The organism is Streptomyces sp. NPDC001985 (assembly GCF_040296845.1).
In the GTDB taxonomy this organism is placed as follows: Bacteria; Actinomycetota; Actinomycetes; order Streptomycetales; family Streptomycetaceae; genus Streptomyces.
The window spans coordinates 41,120-57,795 of sequence record NZ_JBEOYB010000054.1 but is presented as its reverse complement, the minus strand read 5'-3'; the positions used below and the strand labels follow the sequence as shown (position 1 = coordinate 57,795).

16 protein-coding genes and 1 pseudogene are annotated in these 16,676 nt (G+C 71.0%); 7 read left to right on the top strand and 10 right to left on the bottom strand.

Annotated features, from left to right (window positions below):
- Positions 1-256: 256 nt before the first annotated feature.
- Entirely contained in the window at positions 257-1,921 is a 1,665-nt protein-coding gene (locus tag ABT122_RS23460; RefSeq protein ID WP_351555552.1) for a fumarate hydratase, read from the bottom strand.
- Between the two features lie 163 nt (positions 1,922-2,084).
- Here ABT122_RS23460 and ABT122_RS23455 point away from each other — a divergent pair, with 163 nt between their 5' ends.
- Both ABT122_RS23455 and ABT122_RS23450 read left to right on the top strand, forming a co-directional pair.
- Positions 2,085-2,765, top strand: a complete 681-nt coding sequence (locus ABT122_RS23455) for a DUF1707 SHOCT-like domain-containing protein (RefSeq protein WP_351555549.1) — start codon at positions 2,085-2,087, stop codon at positions 2,763-2,765.
- 154 nt (positions 2,766-2,919) lie between these two features.
- Positions 2,920-3,273 (top strand): WhiB family transcriptional regulator, encoded by a 354-nt coding sequence (locus tag ABT122_RS23450; RefSeq protein ID WP_351555546.1) that lies wholly within the window; start codon positions 2,920-2,922, stop codon positions 3,271-3,273.
- A 127-nt stretch (positions 3,274-3,400) separates the two neighbouring features.
- On the opposite strand, the gene glpX is transcribed toward ABT122_RS23450, so the two are convergent.
- Positions 3,401-4,432, bottom strand: coding sequence for a class II fructose-bisphosphatase (gene glpX, locus ABT122_RS23445; protein WP_351555543.1), 1,032 nt, complete (start codon positions 4,430-4,432; stop codon positions 3,401-3,403).
- A gap of 160 nt (positions 4,433-4,592) precedes the next feature.
- On the opposite strand from glpX, the gene ABT122_RS23440 reads away from it, so the two are divergent.
- A complete protein-coding gene (locus ABT122_RS23440; protein WP_351555555.1) occupies positions 4,593-5,135 on the top strand; it encodes a DUF4245 domain-containing protein in 543 nt (180 codons plus the stop codon).
- A 155-nt stretch (positions 5,136-5,290) separates the two neighbouring features.
- Here the strand turns inward: ABT122_RS23440 and ABT122_RS23435 are convergent, their stop codons facing one another.
- The 4 genes from ABT122_RS23435 to ABT122_RS23420 all read right to left on the bottom strand — a co-directional run bounded on the left by ABT122_RS23435 (position 5,291) and on the right by ABT122_RS23420 (position 9,609).
- The gene (locus tag ABT122_RS23435; RefSeq protein WP_351555540.1) at positions 5,291-5,881 is read right to left on the bottom strand and encodes a malonic semialdehyde reductase; all 591 of its coding nucleotides are present in this window, start codon (positions 5,879-5,881) and stop codon (positions 5,291-5,293) included.
- Between the two features lie 145 nt (positions 5,882-6,026).
- Positions 6,027-6,290 carry an exodeoxyribonuclease VII small subunit gene (locus ABT122_RS23430; RefSeq protein WP_351555537.1) on the bottom strand — a complete coding sequence of 88 codons (264 nt, stop codon included), beginning with the start codon at positions 6,288-6,290 and terminating at the stop codon, positions 6,027-6,029.
- A gap of 107 nt (positions 6,291-6,397) precedes the next feature.
- Positions 6,398-7,606, bottom strand: coding sequence for an exodeoxyribonuclease VII large subunit (xseA, locus tag ABT122_RS23425; protein ID WP_351555534.1), 1,209 nt, complete (start codon positions 7,604-7,606; stop codon positions 6,398-6,400).
- Between the two features lie 614 nt (positions 7,607-8,220).
- Complete coding sequence (locus ABT122_RS23420) at positions 8,221-9,609, bottom strand: APC family permease (RefSeq protein WP_351555531.1); 1,389 nt, start codon at positions 9,607-9,609, stop codon at positions 8,221-8,223.
- 85 nt (positions 9,610-9,694) lie between these two features.
- Here ABT122_RS23420 and ABT122_RS23415 point away from each other — a divergent pair, with 85 nt between their 5' ends.
- Positions 9,695-10,726 (top strand): 4-hydroxy-3-methylbut-2-enyl diphosphate reductase, encoded by a 1,032-nt coding sequence (locus ABT122_RS23415; RefSeq protein ID WP_351555528.1) that lies wholly within the window; start codon positions 9,695-9,697, stop codon positions 10,724-10,726.
- A gap of 30 nt (positions 10,727-10,756) precedes the next feature.
- The gene (gene ppgK, locus ABT122_RS23410) at positions 10,757-11,503 is read left to right on the top strand and encodes a polyphosphate--glucose phosphotransferase (protein ID WP_351555525.1); all 747 of its coding nucleotides are present in this window, start codon (positions 10,757-10,759) and stop codon (positions 11,501-11,503) included.
- A gap of 93 nt (positions 11,504-11,596) precedes the next feature.
- Here the strand turns inward: ppgK and ABT122_RS23405 are convergent, their stop codons facing one another.
- Entirely contained in the window at positions 11,597-12,169 is a 573-nt protein-coding gene (locus ABT122_RS23405; protein ID WP_351555522.1) for a DUF6542 domain-containing protein, read from the bottom strand.
- 188 nt (positions 12,170-12,357) lie between these two features.
- Between ABT122_RS23405 and ychF the strand changes: the two genes are divergently transcribed.
- Complete coding sequence (gene ychF / locus ABT122_RS23400; RefSeq protein ID WP_351555520.1) at positions 12,358-13,446, top strand: redox-regulated ATPase YchF; 1,089 nt, start codon at positions 12,358-12,360, stop codon at positions 13,444-13,446.
- 133 nt (positions 13,447-13,579) lie between these two features.
- On the opposite strand, the gene ABT122_RS23395 is transcribed toward ychF, so the two are convergent.
- From ABT122_RS23395 to ABT122_RS23385, 3 genes and pseudogenes are all read right to left on the bottom strand, one after another.
- A complete protein-coding gene (locus tag ABT122_RS23395; protein ID WP_351555517.1) occupies positions 13,580-13,843 on the bottom strand; it encodes a type II toxin-antitoxin system RelE family toxin in 264 nt (87 codons plus the stop codon).
- Positions 13,836-14,105 carry a type II toxin-antitoxin system Phd/YefM family antitoxin gene (locus tag ABT122_RS23390; protein WP_007266282.1) on the bottom strand — a complete coding sequence of 90 codons (270 nt, stop codon included), beginning with the start codon at positions 14,103-14,105 and terminating at the stop codon, positions 13,836-13,838. Before ABT122_RS23390 ends, ABT122_RS23395 begins: the two co-directional genes overlap by 8 nt.
- Before the next feature lie 326 nt (positions 14,106-14,431).
- Positions 14,432-14,691, bottom strand: a pseudogene (locus tag ABT122_RS23385) (type II toxin-antitoxin system RelE family toxin); the annotation flags it as partial.
- A 288-nt stretch (positions 14,692-14,979) separates the two neighbouring features.
- On the opposite strand from ABT122_RS23385, the gene ABT122_RS23380 reads away from it, so the two are divergent.
- Positions 14,980-16,566 (top strand): S8 family peptidase, encoded by a 1,587-nt coding sequence (locus tag ABT122_RS23380; protein ID WP_351555513.1) that lies wholly within the window; start codon positions 14,980-14,982, stop codon positions 16,564-16,566.
- Positions 16,567-16,676: the final 110 nt, after the last annotated feature.

Here is a 16,676-nt window from a genome sequence, read left to right as displayed (position 1 = left end):
CCCCGCCGGCGTTTGAGGCGCGGGGGTTCGGGGGCTGGCCCCCGACCCGGGCCCGCACGGTGCGGGGTCCTGTGGCGCGGGGTCCGTCCTCAAACGCCGGACGGGCTGCATCTTGCACGGTGCGGGGTCCTGTGGCGCGGGGTCCGTCCTCAATCGCCGGACGGGCTGAGATTGCCCGGGTCTCCTGGGGCACGGGGGCCGTCCTCAAACGCCGGACGGGCTGGGGGTGTCGGACGGGCCGGGCCCGGCGCGGAGGCTAGGACAGGCCGGGGCCGCGGAGGGGGATGGAGGTGAAGGTGGGGGACGGGGCGGGCTCGGTGAAGAAGTCGTTGCCCTTGTCGTCGACGACGATGAACGCCGGGAAGTCCTCCACCTCGATCCGCCACACCGCCTCCATCCCCAGCTCCTCGTACTCCACCACCTCCACCTTCTTGATGCAGTCCTGCGCCAGCCTCGCCGCCGGCCCCCCGATCGACCCCAGATAGAACCCCCCGTGCGCCCCGCACGCCTGCGTCACCTGCCGCGACCTGTTCCCCTTCGCCAGCATCACCTTCGACCCGCCGGCCGCCTGGAACTGCTCGACGTACGAGTCCATCCGCCCGGCCGTCGTCGGGCCGAAGGAACCCGACGCGTACCCCTGAGGGGTCTTCGCCGGACCGGCGTAGTACACCGGGTGGTCCTTCAGGTACTGCGGCATCTCCTCGCCCGCGTCCAGCCGTTCCTTGATCTTCGCGTGGGCGATGTCCCGCGCCACCACCAGCGGCCCCGTCAGCGACAGCCGGGTCTTCACCGGGTAGCGGGTCAGCTCCGCCAGCACCTCGTCCATGGGGCGGTTGAGGTCGATCCGCACCACGTCCTCGTCCGAGAGGTGCTCGTCGGTGGTGTCGGGGAGGTAGCGCGCCGGGTCCTTCTCCAGCTGCTCCAGGAAGACCCCCTCGGCGGTGATCTTCGCGACCGCCTGGCGGTCCGCCGAGCAGGACACCGCGATCGCCACCGGCAGCGACGCGCCGTGCCGGGGCAGCCGCACCACCCGGACGTCGTGGCAGAAGTACTTCCCGCCGAACTGCGCGCCGATCCCGATCCGCTGGGTCAGCTCGAAGACCTTCTGCTCCAGCTCCTTGTCCCGGAAGCCGTGCCCGAGGGGCGACCCCTCGGCGGGCAGTTCGTCCAGATAGTGCGCCGATGCGTACTTCGCGGTCTTCAGCGCGAACTCCGCCGAGGTGCCGCCGACCACGATCGCCAGGTGGTACGGCGGGCACGCCGCCGTCCCCAGCGAGCGGATCTTCTCCTCCAGGAACTTCATCATGGCGGTCTCGTTGAGGACCGCCTTGGTCTCCTGGTAGAGGAACGACTTGTTCGCCGAGCCGCCGCCCTTGGCCATGAAGAGGAACTTGTACGCGCCGCCGTCGGTCGCGTACAGCTCGATCTGCGCGGGCAGGTTGGACCCGGTGTTCTTCTCCTCCCACATGGTGAGGGGGGCCATCTGCGAGTAGCGGAGGTTCAGCTTGGTGTAGGCGTCGAAGATCCCGTGCGACAGCGCCTCCTCGTCACCCCCCGCGGTCAGCACGTTCTGTCCGCGCTTGCCCATCACGATCGCGGTGCCGGTGTCCTGGCACATGGGCAGCACCCCGGCCGCCGAGATGTTCGCGTTCTTCAGCAGGTCGAGGGCGACGAACTTGTCGTTGCCGGACGCCTCCGGGTCGTCCACGATCCGGCGGAGCTGCGCGAGGTGCGCGGGCCGCAGATAGTGCGAGATGTCCTGCATGGCCTCGGCGGCGAGGGTTCGCAGCGCCTCCGGCTCGACCTTGAGGAACGTACGTCCGTCGGCCTCGAAGGTGGAGACACCCTCGGCGGTCACCAGCCGGTAGGGCGTGGTGTCTTCTCCCAGGGGGAGCAGATCTGAGTACGCAAACTCTGGCATTGCGGCCATTCCTCACTCGGCAGACTTGACGGACAGCGGCGCGGCTCCCAGCGTAGAGCGCGCTCCCGCGCGCCCCTGCGGTGAGGTAAGGCTCAGTGGACCGGGGCAGCCCGCGCCGTGTTGCCCCTGGTCGCGATCTATCGCGTTTGGATACCCTGGCTCCGTGGACCTCGAAAAGCAGCCCCAGAAGCCTGTCGTCCCCGCTGAGCCCGGCGCCACCCCCCGTGCCTCCGATGCCATCCGCGCGTCCGACGCCGACCGCGACCGGATCGCCGACATCCTCCGGGACGCCCTGGCGGAGGGCCGGCTCGACCCCGAGGAGCACTCCGAGCGGATCGACGCCGTCCTGCGGGCCAAGACGGTCGGCGAACTCCAGCCGCTCGTCCAGGACCTGCCCGCGGCCCGCAAGCAGCCCGAGACCGCCGCGTACGCGTACCAGGCCGGTGAGCCGGGGGAGGTCGCGGAGAACCTGGTCGCCGTCTTCTCCGCCTCCGTCCGCAGGGGCCGGTGGCGCGTCGGCCCGCGCACCAACGCCTTCTCCCTCTTCGGCAGCATCGAGATCGACCTCACCCAGGCGCTCTTCGAGCAGCGGGTCACGGTGATCAACGCCACCTCCATCTTCGGCAATGTGGAGGTCCGGGTTCCGGAGAACATCACCCTGCGCGGAAATGGCAATGGGATTTTCGGCAATTTCGAGGTGCGGACGCTGGAGTCGGCCGACCGCGAGGCCCCCACGGTGGTGGTCAACGGGTACTCGGTCTTCGGGAACGTCGAGGCCAAGGCGAAGCGCGGAAGCCGGGTCGCCGATCTCCAGCACCGCGTCCGGAAGTACTTTCTGGGCTGACGGCTCCGCTCCGGAGCGATTTTTTCGGCCATGAGCGCCCGCGCAGGATTCCCGGCCCCGGGAAGCGTGTACCACTCAGTGCATAGGAGTGCGTACAGCGGGTAGGGAGAGCTGCATCGTCTCTCGCTCGCGAAGCCGTCGTCAGGAGTAGACCGTGCTGCAACTGTCGTACCAGTCCCTGCAGGTGACCGCTGTGCCGTCCCAGCGGGTGCCGGCCAGGGAAGACCAGGACGGACCCTGGCACGCGGAGGCGGTGTGCCGTCGGGACGAGGCCGGGCTGTTCTTCGCGCCGTCGAAGGAGCCGACGGCCGCGCGGCTGTCCCGTGAGGAGGCCGCCAAGCGGGTCTGCGCCCGCTGCCCGGTGATGGTCGAGTGCCGGGAGCACGCGCTGCTCCAGCCGGAGCCGTACGGAGTGTGGGGCGGGCTGACCGCGGCCGAGCGCCGGGTGGTGCTGGCGCGGCGCAGGCGGCGTGATGTGGACGTCAAGAAGGACCGGTCGGCGGCCTGAGCCGGGCATCCGGCCAGGGGTCGCCCACCGCACATGGGCGACCCCCCTCACTGTGGTCCGTCGGTCAGCCGGTTCGTGTCGTTCGTTCGCCGGTCCGTCTGTCCGTCCGTTCCCGGGGCAGGAGCGGCTACTGCGCCCGGTCGAAGTCGACCTGGCTGTAGGCGCGCAGCTTCGACAGCCGGTGGGTCGAGTCGATCTGCCGGATGGTGCCCGACTTGGACCGCATCACCAGCGACTGCGTCGTCGCGGTCTCCCCTCCGTACCGCACTCCGCGCAGCAGCTCGCCGTCGGTGATCCCGGTCGCGACGAAGAAGACGTTGTCCCCCTCCACCAGGTCGTCGGTGAGCAGCACCCGGTCCAGGTCGTGGCCCGCGTCCAGCGCCCGCTGCCGCTCGGCCTCGTCCTTCGGCCAGAGCTTGCCCTGGATGGTGCCGCCGAGGCACTTGATGGCGCAGGCGGTGATGATGCCCTCGGGGGTGCCGCCGACGCCCATCAGCAGGTCGACGCCGGTGCCCTCGCGCACGGCCATGATCGCGCCGGCCACGTCGCCGTCCGAGATGAACTTGATCCGGGCGCCGGTCTCGCGGATCTCCTTGACGATGGACTCGTGGCGCGGCCGGTCGAGGATGACGACCGTGACGTCCTCGGGGGCGGAGCGCTTGGCCTTGGCGACCCGGCGGATATTGACCGAGGCGGGGGCGTTGATGTCGACGAAGTCGGCGGCCTCCGGGCCGGTGACCAGCTTGTCCATGTAGAAGACGGCGGACGGGTCGAACATCGCGCCCCGGTCGGCGGCGGCCAGGACCGCGATGGCGTTGGGCATGCCCTTGGCGGCCAGCGTCGTGCCGTCGATCGGGTCGACGGCGATGTCGCACTCGGCGCCGGTGCCGTCACCGATGTGCTCCCCGTTGAAGAGCATGGGCGCCTCGTCCTTCTCGCCCTCGCCGATGACGACGATGCCGTTCATCGAGACGGTGTGGACCAGGGTGCGCATGGCCTTGACGGCCGCGCCGTCGGCGCCGTTCTTGTCGCCGCGCCCCACCCAGCGGCCGGCCGCCATGGCGGCGGCCTCGGTGACCCGCACCAGCTCCAGGGCGAGGTTGCGGTCGGGGGCCTCGGGGGAGACCTCCAGCTGGGACGGCAGACTGTGCTCGGTCATCGGAGCGCACCTTTCTGTACGGCGACGGCCGGAATGAGGGTGGTGTGGAGGAGTCCGGGAGCGCCCCCGGGACCACACATTATCCGTACGTCGACAAAATGAGCAGAGGCCCCCACGTTTGAGCACGGGTGGTGGATGCGACGATAGGCGCGTGGCAGGTATGCGAGGCAGACAGACAATCCGCGACATGGTCCTCTCCATGGCGGCCATCGGCGCCGTCGTCGGGACGATCTACATTTTCCTCCCGAACGATGACAACGGCGATCCGCTGAAGCGGGTCGAGTACCGGCTGGAGCAGGTCACCGCCCAGCGCGCGGCGCCGTATCCGGTGTTCGCCCCCCAGGGGCTGCCGAAGGAGTGGAAGGCGACCTCGGTCTCCTTCCGGGGCTCGGAGTCCGACGCCTGGCACCTCGGCTTCCTCGACCCGCAGAAGCAGTACGTCGCGGTCGAGCAGTCCACCGAGGACCCGAAGAAGTTCATCCCGCGCGTCACCCACCAGGCCGAGGACACCGGGAGGACGGAGCGCGTCGGCGCCGAGGTCTGGCAGCGCTGGGAGGGCGGGAAGTACGACGCCCTGGTGCGCGAGGAGAAGGGCGGCGCGACCACGGTGGTGACCGGGACGGCACCTCTGGAGCGGCTCGCCGAGATGGCGGCGGCCCTGGAGGCGAAGCCCTCGCAGCCGGCCGCCGAGGTGAAGTCCTAGGGAGTTTCTTTCGGATCGGGCCGGATCGGTGAGCGGGGCTCGCGAGCCCGGCACGATCCGAAAGAGACGACATGGCCGCCGGTCGGCGGTGGGTGTGCGACAGGGCCGCCGCGCCCGGGAGGGGTGCGGCGGCCCTGTCGCGTACCCGTGACGGGTCAGACGGTGGTGACCACGTCGGAGTAGTCCAGGCGGGGGTTGCGCGGGAAGCTGGCGTCCTCGCCCGGGCGGCCGATGTTGACGACCATCAGCGGGGTGTGGTCGTCGTCCAGGAACTCCTTCCGCACACCGGCGAAGTCGAAGCCGGTCATCGGGCCCGCGGCGAGACCGGCCGCGCGGACGCCGACGATGAAGTACGCGGCCTGGAGCGCGGCGTTCAGGCTCGCGTTCTCCTCGCGGACCGGACGGTCGCCGAAGATGACGTCCTTGGCCTGCGGGAAGTGCGGCATCAGCCGGGGCAGCTCCTCGTGGAACTCGTTGTCCGCGGCGAGGATCGCGACGAGCGGCGCGGTGCTGGTCTTGGGCCGGTTGCCCTCGGACATGTGCGCGACCAGGCGCTCCCGGGCCTCGGCGGAGCGGACCAGGATGACCCGCAGCGGGTTCTGGTTGAACGCGGTGGGGCCGAACTTGACCAGGTCGTAGATCGCCTGGACCTGCTCGTCGGTCACCGGCTCGTCGGTGAAGGTGTTGGCGGTGCGGGCCTCGCGGAAGAGGAGGTCCTGCGCGACGGGGTCGAGGACGAGGGGCATGCGGCGCACCTTTCGGGGCGGGGAGTGGCGTACGGGAGGGTGTAACCGTAGCGCAGTAGATTAAATTTCAACTAATTGTGGGGCGTGGCCGGACTCACATGCCGCACGCACAGCCGCCGCGCCCCTCCCGGCCCCGCTCCCGGGGTCACCGCGGGCCGGTGCCGTCGCTCTCCGCGCTCTCGCCCTCGCTCTCCGGGGTGCGGAGCGCCGCGTCCAGCCGGGCGCGGGCGCCCTCCAGCCAGTGGCGGCAGACCCTCGCCAGCTCCTCGCCGCGCTCCCAGAGCGCGAGCGACTCCTCCAGGGTGGTGCCGCCCGCCTCCAGCCGGCGCACCACCTCGATCAGCTCGTCCCTCGCCTGCTCGTAGCCGGGCGCGGTCCCGTCGGAGCCGCCGGCCGTGCTGTCAGTCATGTGATCCATTTCCATGATCTCGGGTTCTGTGACCTCGGGTGGGGTGTCATTCCCGGCGCGGGGGCCGGTGCGGGGGCCGGTGCGGGGGCCGGACCGGGGCGCGCCGCTCACTCCGTCACCCGGACGGCGAACTCGCCCGCCGAGACCCGGGCCCGCAGCGCGTCCCCCGCCGCGACCTCATCGGGGGAGCGGACCACCGCCCCGTCCTCCCGCTGGAGGACCGCGTACCCCCGCTCCAGGGTCGCCGCCGGGGAGAGCGAGAGCACCCGGGCTCGGGTGTGCGCCAGCTCCGACACGGCCCGGTCCAGCAGATGGCCCAGGACCCGCCGGCTGCGGGCGACCAGGGCGTCCGTCTCCGCCTCCCGCTGCTCCACCATCCGGTGCGGATGCTCCATCGAGGGGCGGCCCAGGGCGTGGGCGAGACCGCGCTCCTCGCGCTCCAGCAGCCCCTGGACCGTCCGCAGCGCGCGGTCTCGCAGCAGCCGCACCCGCTCCAGCTCCTCGCCCACGTCGGGGACGACCTTCTTGGCCGCGTCCGTCGGGGTGGAGGCGCGCAGATCGGCGACCAGGTCGAGCAGCGGGGAGTCCGGCTCGTGGCCGATGGCGGAGACCACCGGCGTACGGCACGCGGACACCGCGCGCACCAGCGCCTCGTCCGAGAACGGGAGGAGATCCTCGACGCTGCCCCCGCCGCGCGCCACGATGATCACATCGACCTCGGGGATGCCGTCCAGCTCCTGGACCGCGGCGACCACCTGGGCGACCGCGCGCACCCCCTGCACGGCGACATTGCGCACCTCGAAGCGGACAGCGGGCCAGCGGCGGCGGGCGTTCTCCAGGACGTCGCGCTCGGCGGCGGAGGCCCGGCCGCAGACCAGGCCCACCCGGTGCGGGAGGAAGGGGAGGGGTTTGCGGCGCTCGGGGGCGAAGAGGCCCTCGGCGCCGAGGGAGCGCTTGAGCTGCTCCAGCCGCGCCAGCAGCTCGCCGACGCCGACGGGCCGGATCTCCACGGCCCGCAGGGAGAGCTGGCCGCGCGGCGCGTACCACTCGGGTTTGGCGTGCACGACGACGCGGGCGCCCTCCGTGACGACGCCCGCGACGGCGTCGAAGACCTGGCGGTAGCAGGTGACGCCGACGGAGATGTCGTGGGACGGGTCGCGGAGGGTGAGGAAGACGACTCCCTGGCCGGGGCGGCGCGAGAGCTGGGTGATCTGGCCCTCGACCCAGACCGCGCCGAGCCGGTCGATCCACCCGCCGATCAGCCGGGACACCTCGCCGACGGGGAGCGGCGCCTCGGGCGACGTATTCAAAGCCATCCCCCGAGCCTAACGGCCCCCTCGGACACCCCTCCCGCGCCATTCCCCACGGGCCCTTCTCCGGCCGCCCCGTCATCCGAGGACGGCTCCGCACCTCGGGTGCCTTGGGCTTCCCAGCCGGAGCGGGGGTTCGAGGACGGCCCCTGTGCCGCGGGAGCCCCGCACCCTGCGGGCCCGGTTCGGGGGCCGGCCCCCGAACCCCCGCTCCTCAATCGCCGGAGGGGCTGAGGTGGTGCGGCCTCATCGCCGGAGGGGCTGAGGTGGTGCGGCTCAAACGGCGGCGGGGCTTGGGTGGTGCGGCTCAAACGGCGGCCGGGGCTGGACAGGCGCACCACCTCAACCGCCGAAGAGGCTGAGGTGGTGCGCCTCAACCGCCGGACGGGCTGAGGTGGTGCGCCCCAGCCGCCGGCGGGGGCTGGAGGTGCGGCTCAAACGTCAGGGGGAAGCCGAGGTGTACGGCTCAAACGGCGGCGGGACTGGATTCCGTGCCTCGGCCCGGTCGGCGGGGCTGGGATGGTGCGGCTCGATCTCCCTCCAGAGCTGCCTCTGGGGCAGTAGCCCACCGGCGCGGCTGAGCTGGTGCGCGCCCTCAAACGCCCGCGAGGCCCCGCGCATCAGCGCTCCGGGGCCCCCGGGGGGCTGGGGCGGCCCCAGAGGAAGGCCAGCACCACCAGGCCCACCCCCAGCCACACCACCCCCACCACCTGCGACGTCCCCGAAGCCTCCACCATCACCGCGATCAGGATCGCCGCCCCCACCGCCGGCGCCACCAAATGCCTCCACCACCGCGGCGGCCCCTCCATCCGCCGCACCACGAACCACCCCACCACGCTCGCGTGCAGCAGCACGAACGCCGTCAGCGCCCCGATGTCCACCACCGACACCAGGTGGTCCAGCCCGTCCGCCCGCCGCGCCGCCCACACCGCCGCCACCAGATTCACCGCCGCCGCCAGCAGCAGCGCCACCCTCGGCGTACCCCGGTCGGTGCGGGCCAGCACCTTCGGCAGCCGCCGCTCCCGCGCCATCGCGAACAGCAGCCGCCCCGCCGCCGCCTGCCCCGCCAGCGCCGCGAACGCCGCGCCGATCGCCTTGCTCACCGCGATCAGATCGTGCAGCCAGGACCCGACCGAGACATCCACCGCGTCGTAGAACGCCGACCCCTGCCGGGCCGGATCGGCCGCCAGCTCCGCCGACGACACCGGCTCCAGCAGCGCCACCAGATACGTCTGGACGAAGAACAGCACCCCCGCCAGCCCCAGACAGAACAGCACCGCCCTGGCGACCTTCCGCGACCCGCCCGTCACCTCCTCCGCGAAGGAGGCGATCGCGTCGAAGCCCAGATACGACAGCACCGCCACCGACACCGCGCCGAACACGGCCGTCATCGAGAAAGCGGTGTCCCCGGTGAGCGGCGAGAGCCAGTCGCGCCGCGCCCCGTCCCGCGCCAGCACCACCACCGCCGACACCACGAAGACCACCAGCACCACGATCTCCATCGCCAGCACCGCGAACCCCACCCGGGCCGCCGCCCGCACCCCCCACAGATTCAGCAGCGTGGTCACCACGACGGCGATCCCCGTCCACACCCACCGGTCCACCTGGGGGACCAGCGCCTCCATCGCGATCCCGGAGAAGAGATACGCGACGGCCGGGATCAGCAGATAGTCCAGGAGCGCCATCCACCCGGCGATGAACCCGGGCCCCTCGCCCAGCGCCTTCCGGGCGTAGGTGAAGACCGACCCGGCCTGCGGGGCGACCCGCACCATCTGGGCGTAACTGAGGGCGGTGAACGCCATCGCGACGGTGGCCACCGCGTACACCAGCGCGACCGCGCCGTGCGACTTGGCGTCGAGGGTGCCGTACACGCCCACGGGGGCCATGGGCGCGATGAAGAGCAGACCGTAGACCACCAGATCCCGGAACCCGAGACTCCGCCGAAGCTCCCCTCCGGCCGGGACCGCGCCCGCGACCGCGCCCGTGTCCTGGCCCCTGCCCTTGGTCATCCGGCCCTCCGTCCGTCGCGTGCCGTCCCAGTCTTCCCCCAGGCACCGGCGGCTCGCCTGTTCTGAACGGCCTTACGATGGGTCCATGACTGCTACGTCTCCCGCCCGCCGCGTCCTGCTCGCCGCTCCCCGTGGCTACTGCGCGGGCGTGGACCGCGCCGTGATCGCCGTTGAGAAGGCCCTGGAGCAGTACGGCTCGCCGGTCTATGTCCGCCACGAGATCGTCCACAACAAGTACGTCGTCCAGACCCTGGAACGGAAGGGCGCGATCTTCGTCGAGGAGACGGCGGAGGTCCCCGAGGGGTCCATCGTCATGTTCTCCGCCCACGGCGTCGCCCCGGTCGTCCACGACGAGGCCGCCGGCCGCAACCTCGCGACCATCGACGCGACCTGCCCCCTGGTCACCAAGGTGCACAAGGAGGCCGTCCGGTTCGCCAAGGAGGACTACGACATCCTCCTCATCGGCCACGAGGGCCACGAGGAGGTCATCGGCACCTCCGGCGAGGCCCCCGACCACATCACCCTGGTCGACGGCCCCGACGATGTGGCCAAGGTCGAGGTCCGCGACGACTCCAAGGTCGTCTGGCTCTCCCAGACCACCCTCTCCGTCGACGAGACGATGGAGACCGTCGACCGGCTGAAGGAGAAGTTCCCGCAGCTCATCTCCCCGCCCAGCGACGACATCTGCTACGCCACGTCGAACCGCCAGATCGCGGTCAAGCAGATGGGCGCCGACGCGGACCTGGTCATCGTCGTCGGCTCGAAGAACTCCTCGAACTCCGTCCGGCTGGTGGAGGTCGCCCTCGGCGCCGGCGCCCGCGCCGCCCACCTGGTCGACGAGGCGGCCGAGATCGAGGAGAGCTGGCTGGAGGGCGTCTCCACGGTCGGTCTCACCTCGGGGGCCTCCGTGCCGGAGATCCTCGTCGAGGGCGTGCTGGAGTGGCTGTCGCAGCGCGGCTTCCAGGACGTGGAGCTGGTGAAGGCCGCCGAGGAGTCGATCACCTTCTCGCTGCCGAAGGAGCTGCGCCGCGATCTGCGCGCGGAGGCCGCCGAGCTGATGGCGAAGGCGGCCGGGACCGCGCAGGTCCCCGCCTCCGTGGCCTCGTCCGACGAGTAACAGCCGGGCGCTGCCCGTAACGTTGGCTCCATGAACGTCTTCGGAGTGGACATCGGCGGCTCGGGGATCAAGGGCGCTCCCGTGGATCTGGACCGCGGCGACCTGGCCCAGGAGCGCCACAAGGTGCTGACCCCGCACCCGGCGACACCGGACGCGGTGGCGGACGGCGTCGCCGAGGTGGTGCGGAACTTCGGGTGGTCGGGCCCGGTCGGCATCACCTTCCCCGGCGTGGTGACCGGGGGCGTCACCCGCAGCGCGGCCAATGTCGACAAGGGCTGGATCGACCTGGACGCCGCGAAGCTGCTGAGCGAGCGGCTCGACGGGGCCGAGGTGACCCTGCTGAACGACGCGGACGCCGCCGGGGTCGCCGAGATGACCTTCGGGGCCGGCCGCGGCCGCGGGGGGACGGTGATGCTGCTGACCCTCGGTACGGGGATCGGCAGCGCGGTCTTCATCGACGGGCGCCTGGTGCCCAACACCGAGCTGGGCCATCTGGAGCTGCACGGCCGGGAGGCCGAGAAGCACGCCTCGACCAGGGCGAAGGAGGACGAGGACCTCAGCTGGCACCACTGGGCGCACCGGCTCCAGAAGTACCTCGCCCATGTGGAGATGCTGTTCTCGCCGGAGCTGTTCATCATCGGTGGTGGGGTGAGCCGCAAGGCGGACAAGTTCCTGCCGCATCTGGAGGGCATCCGGGCGGAGATCGTTCCGGCGGAGCTCCAGAACAACGCGGGGATCGTGGGCGCGGCCATGGCGTCGGCCGGCGGCCGGGGCTGAGCGGCCCCCGCGTACCGACTGCCGCCACTGACGACCGACCGGCTACCGGCGGCCCGGCCTCACCGGCGGCCCGGCCTCACCGGCGGCCCGGCCTCACCGGCGGCCCGGCCTCACCGGCGGCCCGGGCCGCATCCGGCGCCTGCGCCGCCCCATCTGGCGTACCTTCCGGACACAGGAGATCAGCCCGGCGACGAGGGTGCCGCCGTACAGCCAGCCCGCGTGCAGGGCCAGCGCCGTCACCACGGCCATGATCTGCTCGCCGAGGCCGCCCTCGCCGCCGGAGATCGGCACGATGCCGGTGGCGAAGGCGATGGGCACCCCGATCGGGGCGGTGACGATGTCCGCCTCCCGCACCCAGAGCGCGGTGAGCGCGCAGACGGGCAGGAAGAGCACCCCGTACACCACGGCGGAGCCGTCCAGGAGCAGCCGGTCCAGCGTTCCGATCAGCAGCATCGCGACACAGGCGAAGAGCCCGCCGCCGAGACCTGTCAGCCGTGGGCCGGGCAGCCGGCGCAGGGTGCGCACCACCGGCGGCACGGGACGCGCCGGGCGCGCGGAGGGCCGTACGCCGTACACGGCGGGGCTCTCGGCGAGCGCGCTCGGTGACGACAGAGGGGGCTGGGGCCGCTGCCGGCTCTGGGGGGGACGGGTCCTGGGCTGCTCCACGCGACCAACGTAGGCGGCGAGTGGGGAGGAATCAGGTGCGGGACACGCCCTTTGGGTGACCTTGGCGAAAGGTTCGAGCGGCGGCTCCCGTCCGTGCCCGCTTCGCCCCGCCCGTAAACTGGGGGATCGGCCCGTCCACGGGCCCCTCTCCGCCTCGTCCCCCAGCCCTCACTCAGGAAGTCGCCAACGTGTCGCTCACGATCGGAATCGTCGGTCTGCCGAATGTCGGCAAGTCGACCCTGTTCAACGCCCTGACCAAGAACGACGTGCTGGCGGCCAACTACCCGTTCGCCACGATCGAGCCCAACGTGGGTGTGGTCGGCGTCCCCGACGCCCGTCTCGCCACGCTCGCGGAGATCTTCGGATCGCAGCGGATTCTGCCCGCGACGGTGGACTTCGTGGACATCGCGGGCATTGTGCGCGGCGCCAGCGAGGGCGAGGGCCTGGGGAACAAGTTTCTGGCGAACATCCGGGAGTCGGATGCGATCTGCCAGGTCATCCGGGCCTTCAAGGATGAGAACGTCGTCCATGTGGACGGCAAGGTCTCGCCCAAGGACGACATCGAGACCATCAACACCGAGCTGATCCTCGCCGACCTCCAGTCGGTCGAGAAGGCGGTCCCGCGCCTGACCAAGGAGTCCCGCCTCCAGAAGGACAAGATCGCGGTCCTCGCGGCGGTCGAGGCGGCGCAGAAGATCCTGGAGTCGGGCGAGACCCTGTTCTCGGCCGGTGTCACCAAGGGCACGGAGCAGGGCGACCTGCTGCACGAGCTGCACCTGCTGACGACCAAGCCCTTCCTCTATGTCTTCAACGTCGACGAGGACGAACTGGTCGACGAGGACTTCAAGAACGAGCAGCGCGCCCTGGTCGCCCCGGCGGAGGCCATCTTCCTCAACGCCAAGATCGAGTCCGAGCTGATCGAGCTGGACGACGACGAGGCCCTGGAGCTCCTCCAGTCCATGGGCCAGGAGGAGCCCGGCCTCGCCACCCTCGGCCGCGTCGGCTTCGCCACCCTCGGCCTCCAGACCTATCTGACGGCCGGCCCCAAGGAGACCCGCGCCTGGACGATCCCCCAGGGCGCGACCGCCCCGGAGGCGGCCGGTGTGATCCACACCGACTTCCAGAAGGGCTTCATCAAGGCGGAGGTCATCTCCTTCGGCGACCTCGTCGAGACGGGCTCGGTGGCGGAGGCGCGCGCGAAGGGGAAGGCGCGCATGGAGGGCAAGGAGTATGTGATGCAGGACGGCGATGTGGTGGAGTTCCGGTTCAACGTGTGATGCGTCACGTAGCGCCACGTTGCTGATCTGGCAAACGTCCAGTTCAGATGGGGTCGCCTCCTCCGGGAGGCGACCCCTTCGTCGTCACCGTGCTGGATGGGTGCTGGATGTTCTGACGCCGACTCAGCCAGCATCAAGTGTCGTAGACGGTGGAGCGGTGTCCGACGTGAACGACCCACACCACGAGCTCTCCGTTGTCGATCGTGTAGACGACGCGGTAGTCGCCGACCCGCAGGCGACGGCGGTCGGGTTGTGACACGAGTGCGATGGTGTGGAAACCGAGGGGGTCGGTCTCCAGCTCGGTCAGCTTGGCCAGGATGCGCAGCGCCATGTCGCGAGGGATCTTCCGAAGTTCGGCCTGCGCCTCGGGGCGGAAGACGGTTCGGTACTCACTCACTGCGCGCCAGCGTCTCCCTCATGATGTCCTCGATCGGGATGCCGGGTGCTGGGTTGGCCATGCGCTCGTCGATGATCCGATTGATCTCGCGCTCTTCCCATTCCTGATACTTGCGCAGTACCTCGATGGAGACGACGGCGGCGACTTCCTTGCCTCGGCGCGTGATCACTGTGGGTACGTCGTCGCGATCGGCGCGCTCCACGACCTCGGCGAGGTGGGCACGCACGTCGCGGATGGACTCTATGGGCAGCGGCTGCGTCATGCGCCCAAGGGTACCGAGTGTCCCATGTGTACACAACGCATCGCGGGTGGTGGGTGTTCGTCGCGGTCGTGCGTGCTGGATGTGCCGGATGAACTCGCACCGTGCTGGATCGGTGCTGGATCAGGGCACCGAGAACCGCGTTTCCGCAGGTGGGAGCTGTGTGTTGAACGTTCCGCTGCAACGTGTAGCCGTGCGCCTACTGCATGCCGAGCGTTGAGTCGAACGTACACGTCAGAAGGGGCCGGGCTCTGTCGAGCCCGGCCCCTTCGTCGTCCCCGTGCTGTTGATGGGTGCTGGATAGTCTGACGTGGGGTCAGCGGTGGTCGGGTGCCGTGAACGGTGGGCCGGTGCCCCACGCGAACGGCCCGGACCGCCGGCTCCCCGTTGTCGATCGTGTGGACGACGCGGTAGTCGCCGACCCGTGGCGCCGGCGATCCGGCTGGGACGCGAGTGCGGTGGTGTTGAAGCCGGGCGGATCGCTTTCCCGCTCGGTCGGCTCGGCCAGGACGCGCGGCGCCGTCTCGCGCGGGATCTTCCGCAGCTCGGCCTGCGCCTCGGGGCGGAAGGCGGTTCGGCAGGCACTCACGCTCTGCTCACTCACCGCGCGCCGGCGCGGCCCCGGCCCGCACCCCCCGCCTCCTGTGGCGCCCCTGTGTCCCGAGCGATCAACAGCCTTGCGGCGCATGACAGTTGTATGGCCAGTGTGGCGCAAGTGTTACAGCACCCCGGGCGCCCTTGTGCCGGTCCCGTGGGTCGGACAATCTTTCGCTCGGCAGGCAAGCACGGCATGAGCATGGCAGATCCAGCGGCCCATTCATGTCATGCACCTGACGCTTTTATCTGTGACGCGCCATTCAACGAGGAGGACCTCCCCATGTCAGTGATGCGTATCTCGCGTCGAAGACTCACCACGGTCAGCGCCACAGCAGTCGCCTCGCTCGCGCTCGGCGCGGTCTCCGTGCTTCCGGCCACCGCCGCCACCGCGGCCGGGCCGGTGGCCGCGGAGGGGGTTATTCAGAACGCGGGGGCCCCGGGGGTCATCAAGGACAGCTATATCGTCACCCTCCGTGACTCCGCGGTGGACGCCGGGTCGCGGGCCGGGAAGGCGCTCGCCGCCGCGTACGGGGCGAAGATCAACCGGACGTACGAGGCCGCGCTCAACGGGTACGCGGTGCAGCTCTCGGAGGCGCAGGCGAAGAAGTTCGCCGCCGATCCGGCCGTCGCCACCGTGGCGCAGAACCGGGTGTTCACCACCACCGCCACCCAGACCAACCCGCCGTCCTGGGGTCTGGACCGGACCGACCAGGCGGCCCTTCCGCTCAACCAGAGCTACACCTACCCGGACACCGCCGGCGAGGGGGTGACCGCCTATGTCATCGACACCGGCGTAAGGATCTCCCACGGCGACTTCGGCGGCCGGGCGAGCTACGGCTACGACGCCATCGACAACGACAACACCGCCCAGGACGGCCACGGCCACGGCACCCATGTCGCCGGAACCGTCGCCGGGACGGCGCACGGTGTCGCCAAGAAGGCCAGGGTCGTCGGCGTCCGGGTGCTGAACAACGCCGGATCGGGCACCACCGCTCAGGTCGTCGCGGGCATCGACTGGGTGACCGCGAACGCCGTCAAGCCGGCCGTCGCCAACCTGAGCCTCGGCGGAGGGGCCGACGCGACGCTCGACGCCGCCGTGCGCAACTCCATCGCCTCCGGCATCACCTACGCGATCGCCGCCGGCAACTCGAACGCCGACGCCTCCAATTACTCGCCCGCGCGGGTCACCGAGGCCCTCACCGTCGGCTCGACGACCAGCACCGACGCCCGCTCCAGCTTCTCCAACCACGGCAGCGTGCTCGACCTCTTCGCCCCGGGCTCGGCCATCACCTCCGCCTGGAACACCAACGACACCGCCACCAGCTCCATCTCCGGCACCTCGATGGCGGCGCCGCATGTCGCGGGCGCGGCGGCGCTCCACCTCGCGGCGAACCCCTCCGCGACCCCGGCGCAGGTCTCCACCGCGCTCACCGGCGCCGCCACCACCGGTGTGGTGACCTCTCCCGGCACCGGTTCCCCGAACCGGCTGCTCCGGGTCGGCGCGGGCGGGACCCAGCCCCCCGGTGACCGCTTCGAGAACGTCAACGACTACGCGATCAGCGACAACACCACGGTGGAGTCCCCGGTCACCGTCAGCGGCGTCCCCGGGAACGCACCCGCCGCCCTGAGCGTGCCCGTCGACATCAAGCACACGTACATCGGCGACCTCCGGATCGATCTCGTCGCCCCCGACGGCACCGTCTACAACCTCAAGGCGTACGGGTCGGGCGGCAGCGCCGACAACGTGAACACCACGTACACGGTGAACGCGTCGTCCGAGAGCGCCAACGGCGTCTGGAAGCTGCGCGTCGGCGACAACGCCGCGCAGGACACCGGGAAGATCGACTCCTGGGCGCTCCAGTTCTGAGTCCGGGCCGTATCCAGGGGTGGTCGCCGAGGCGGCCACCCCGCTCCCGCGTCGGAAAGCCCAACCCGGGCCGCCGGCACCGCCGTTCGGTTTATACGATTCCGGCCTGC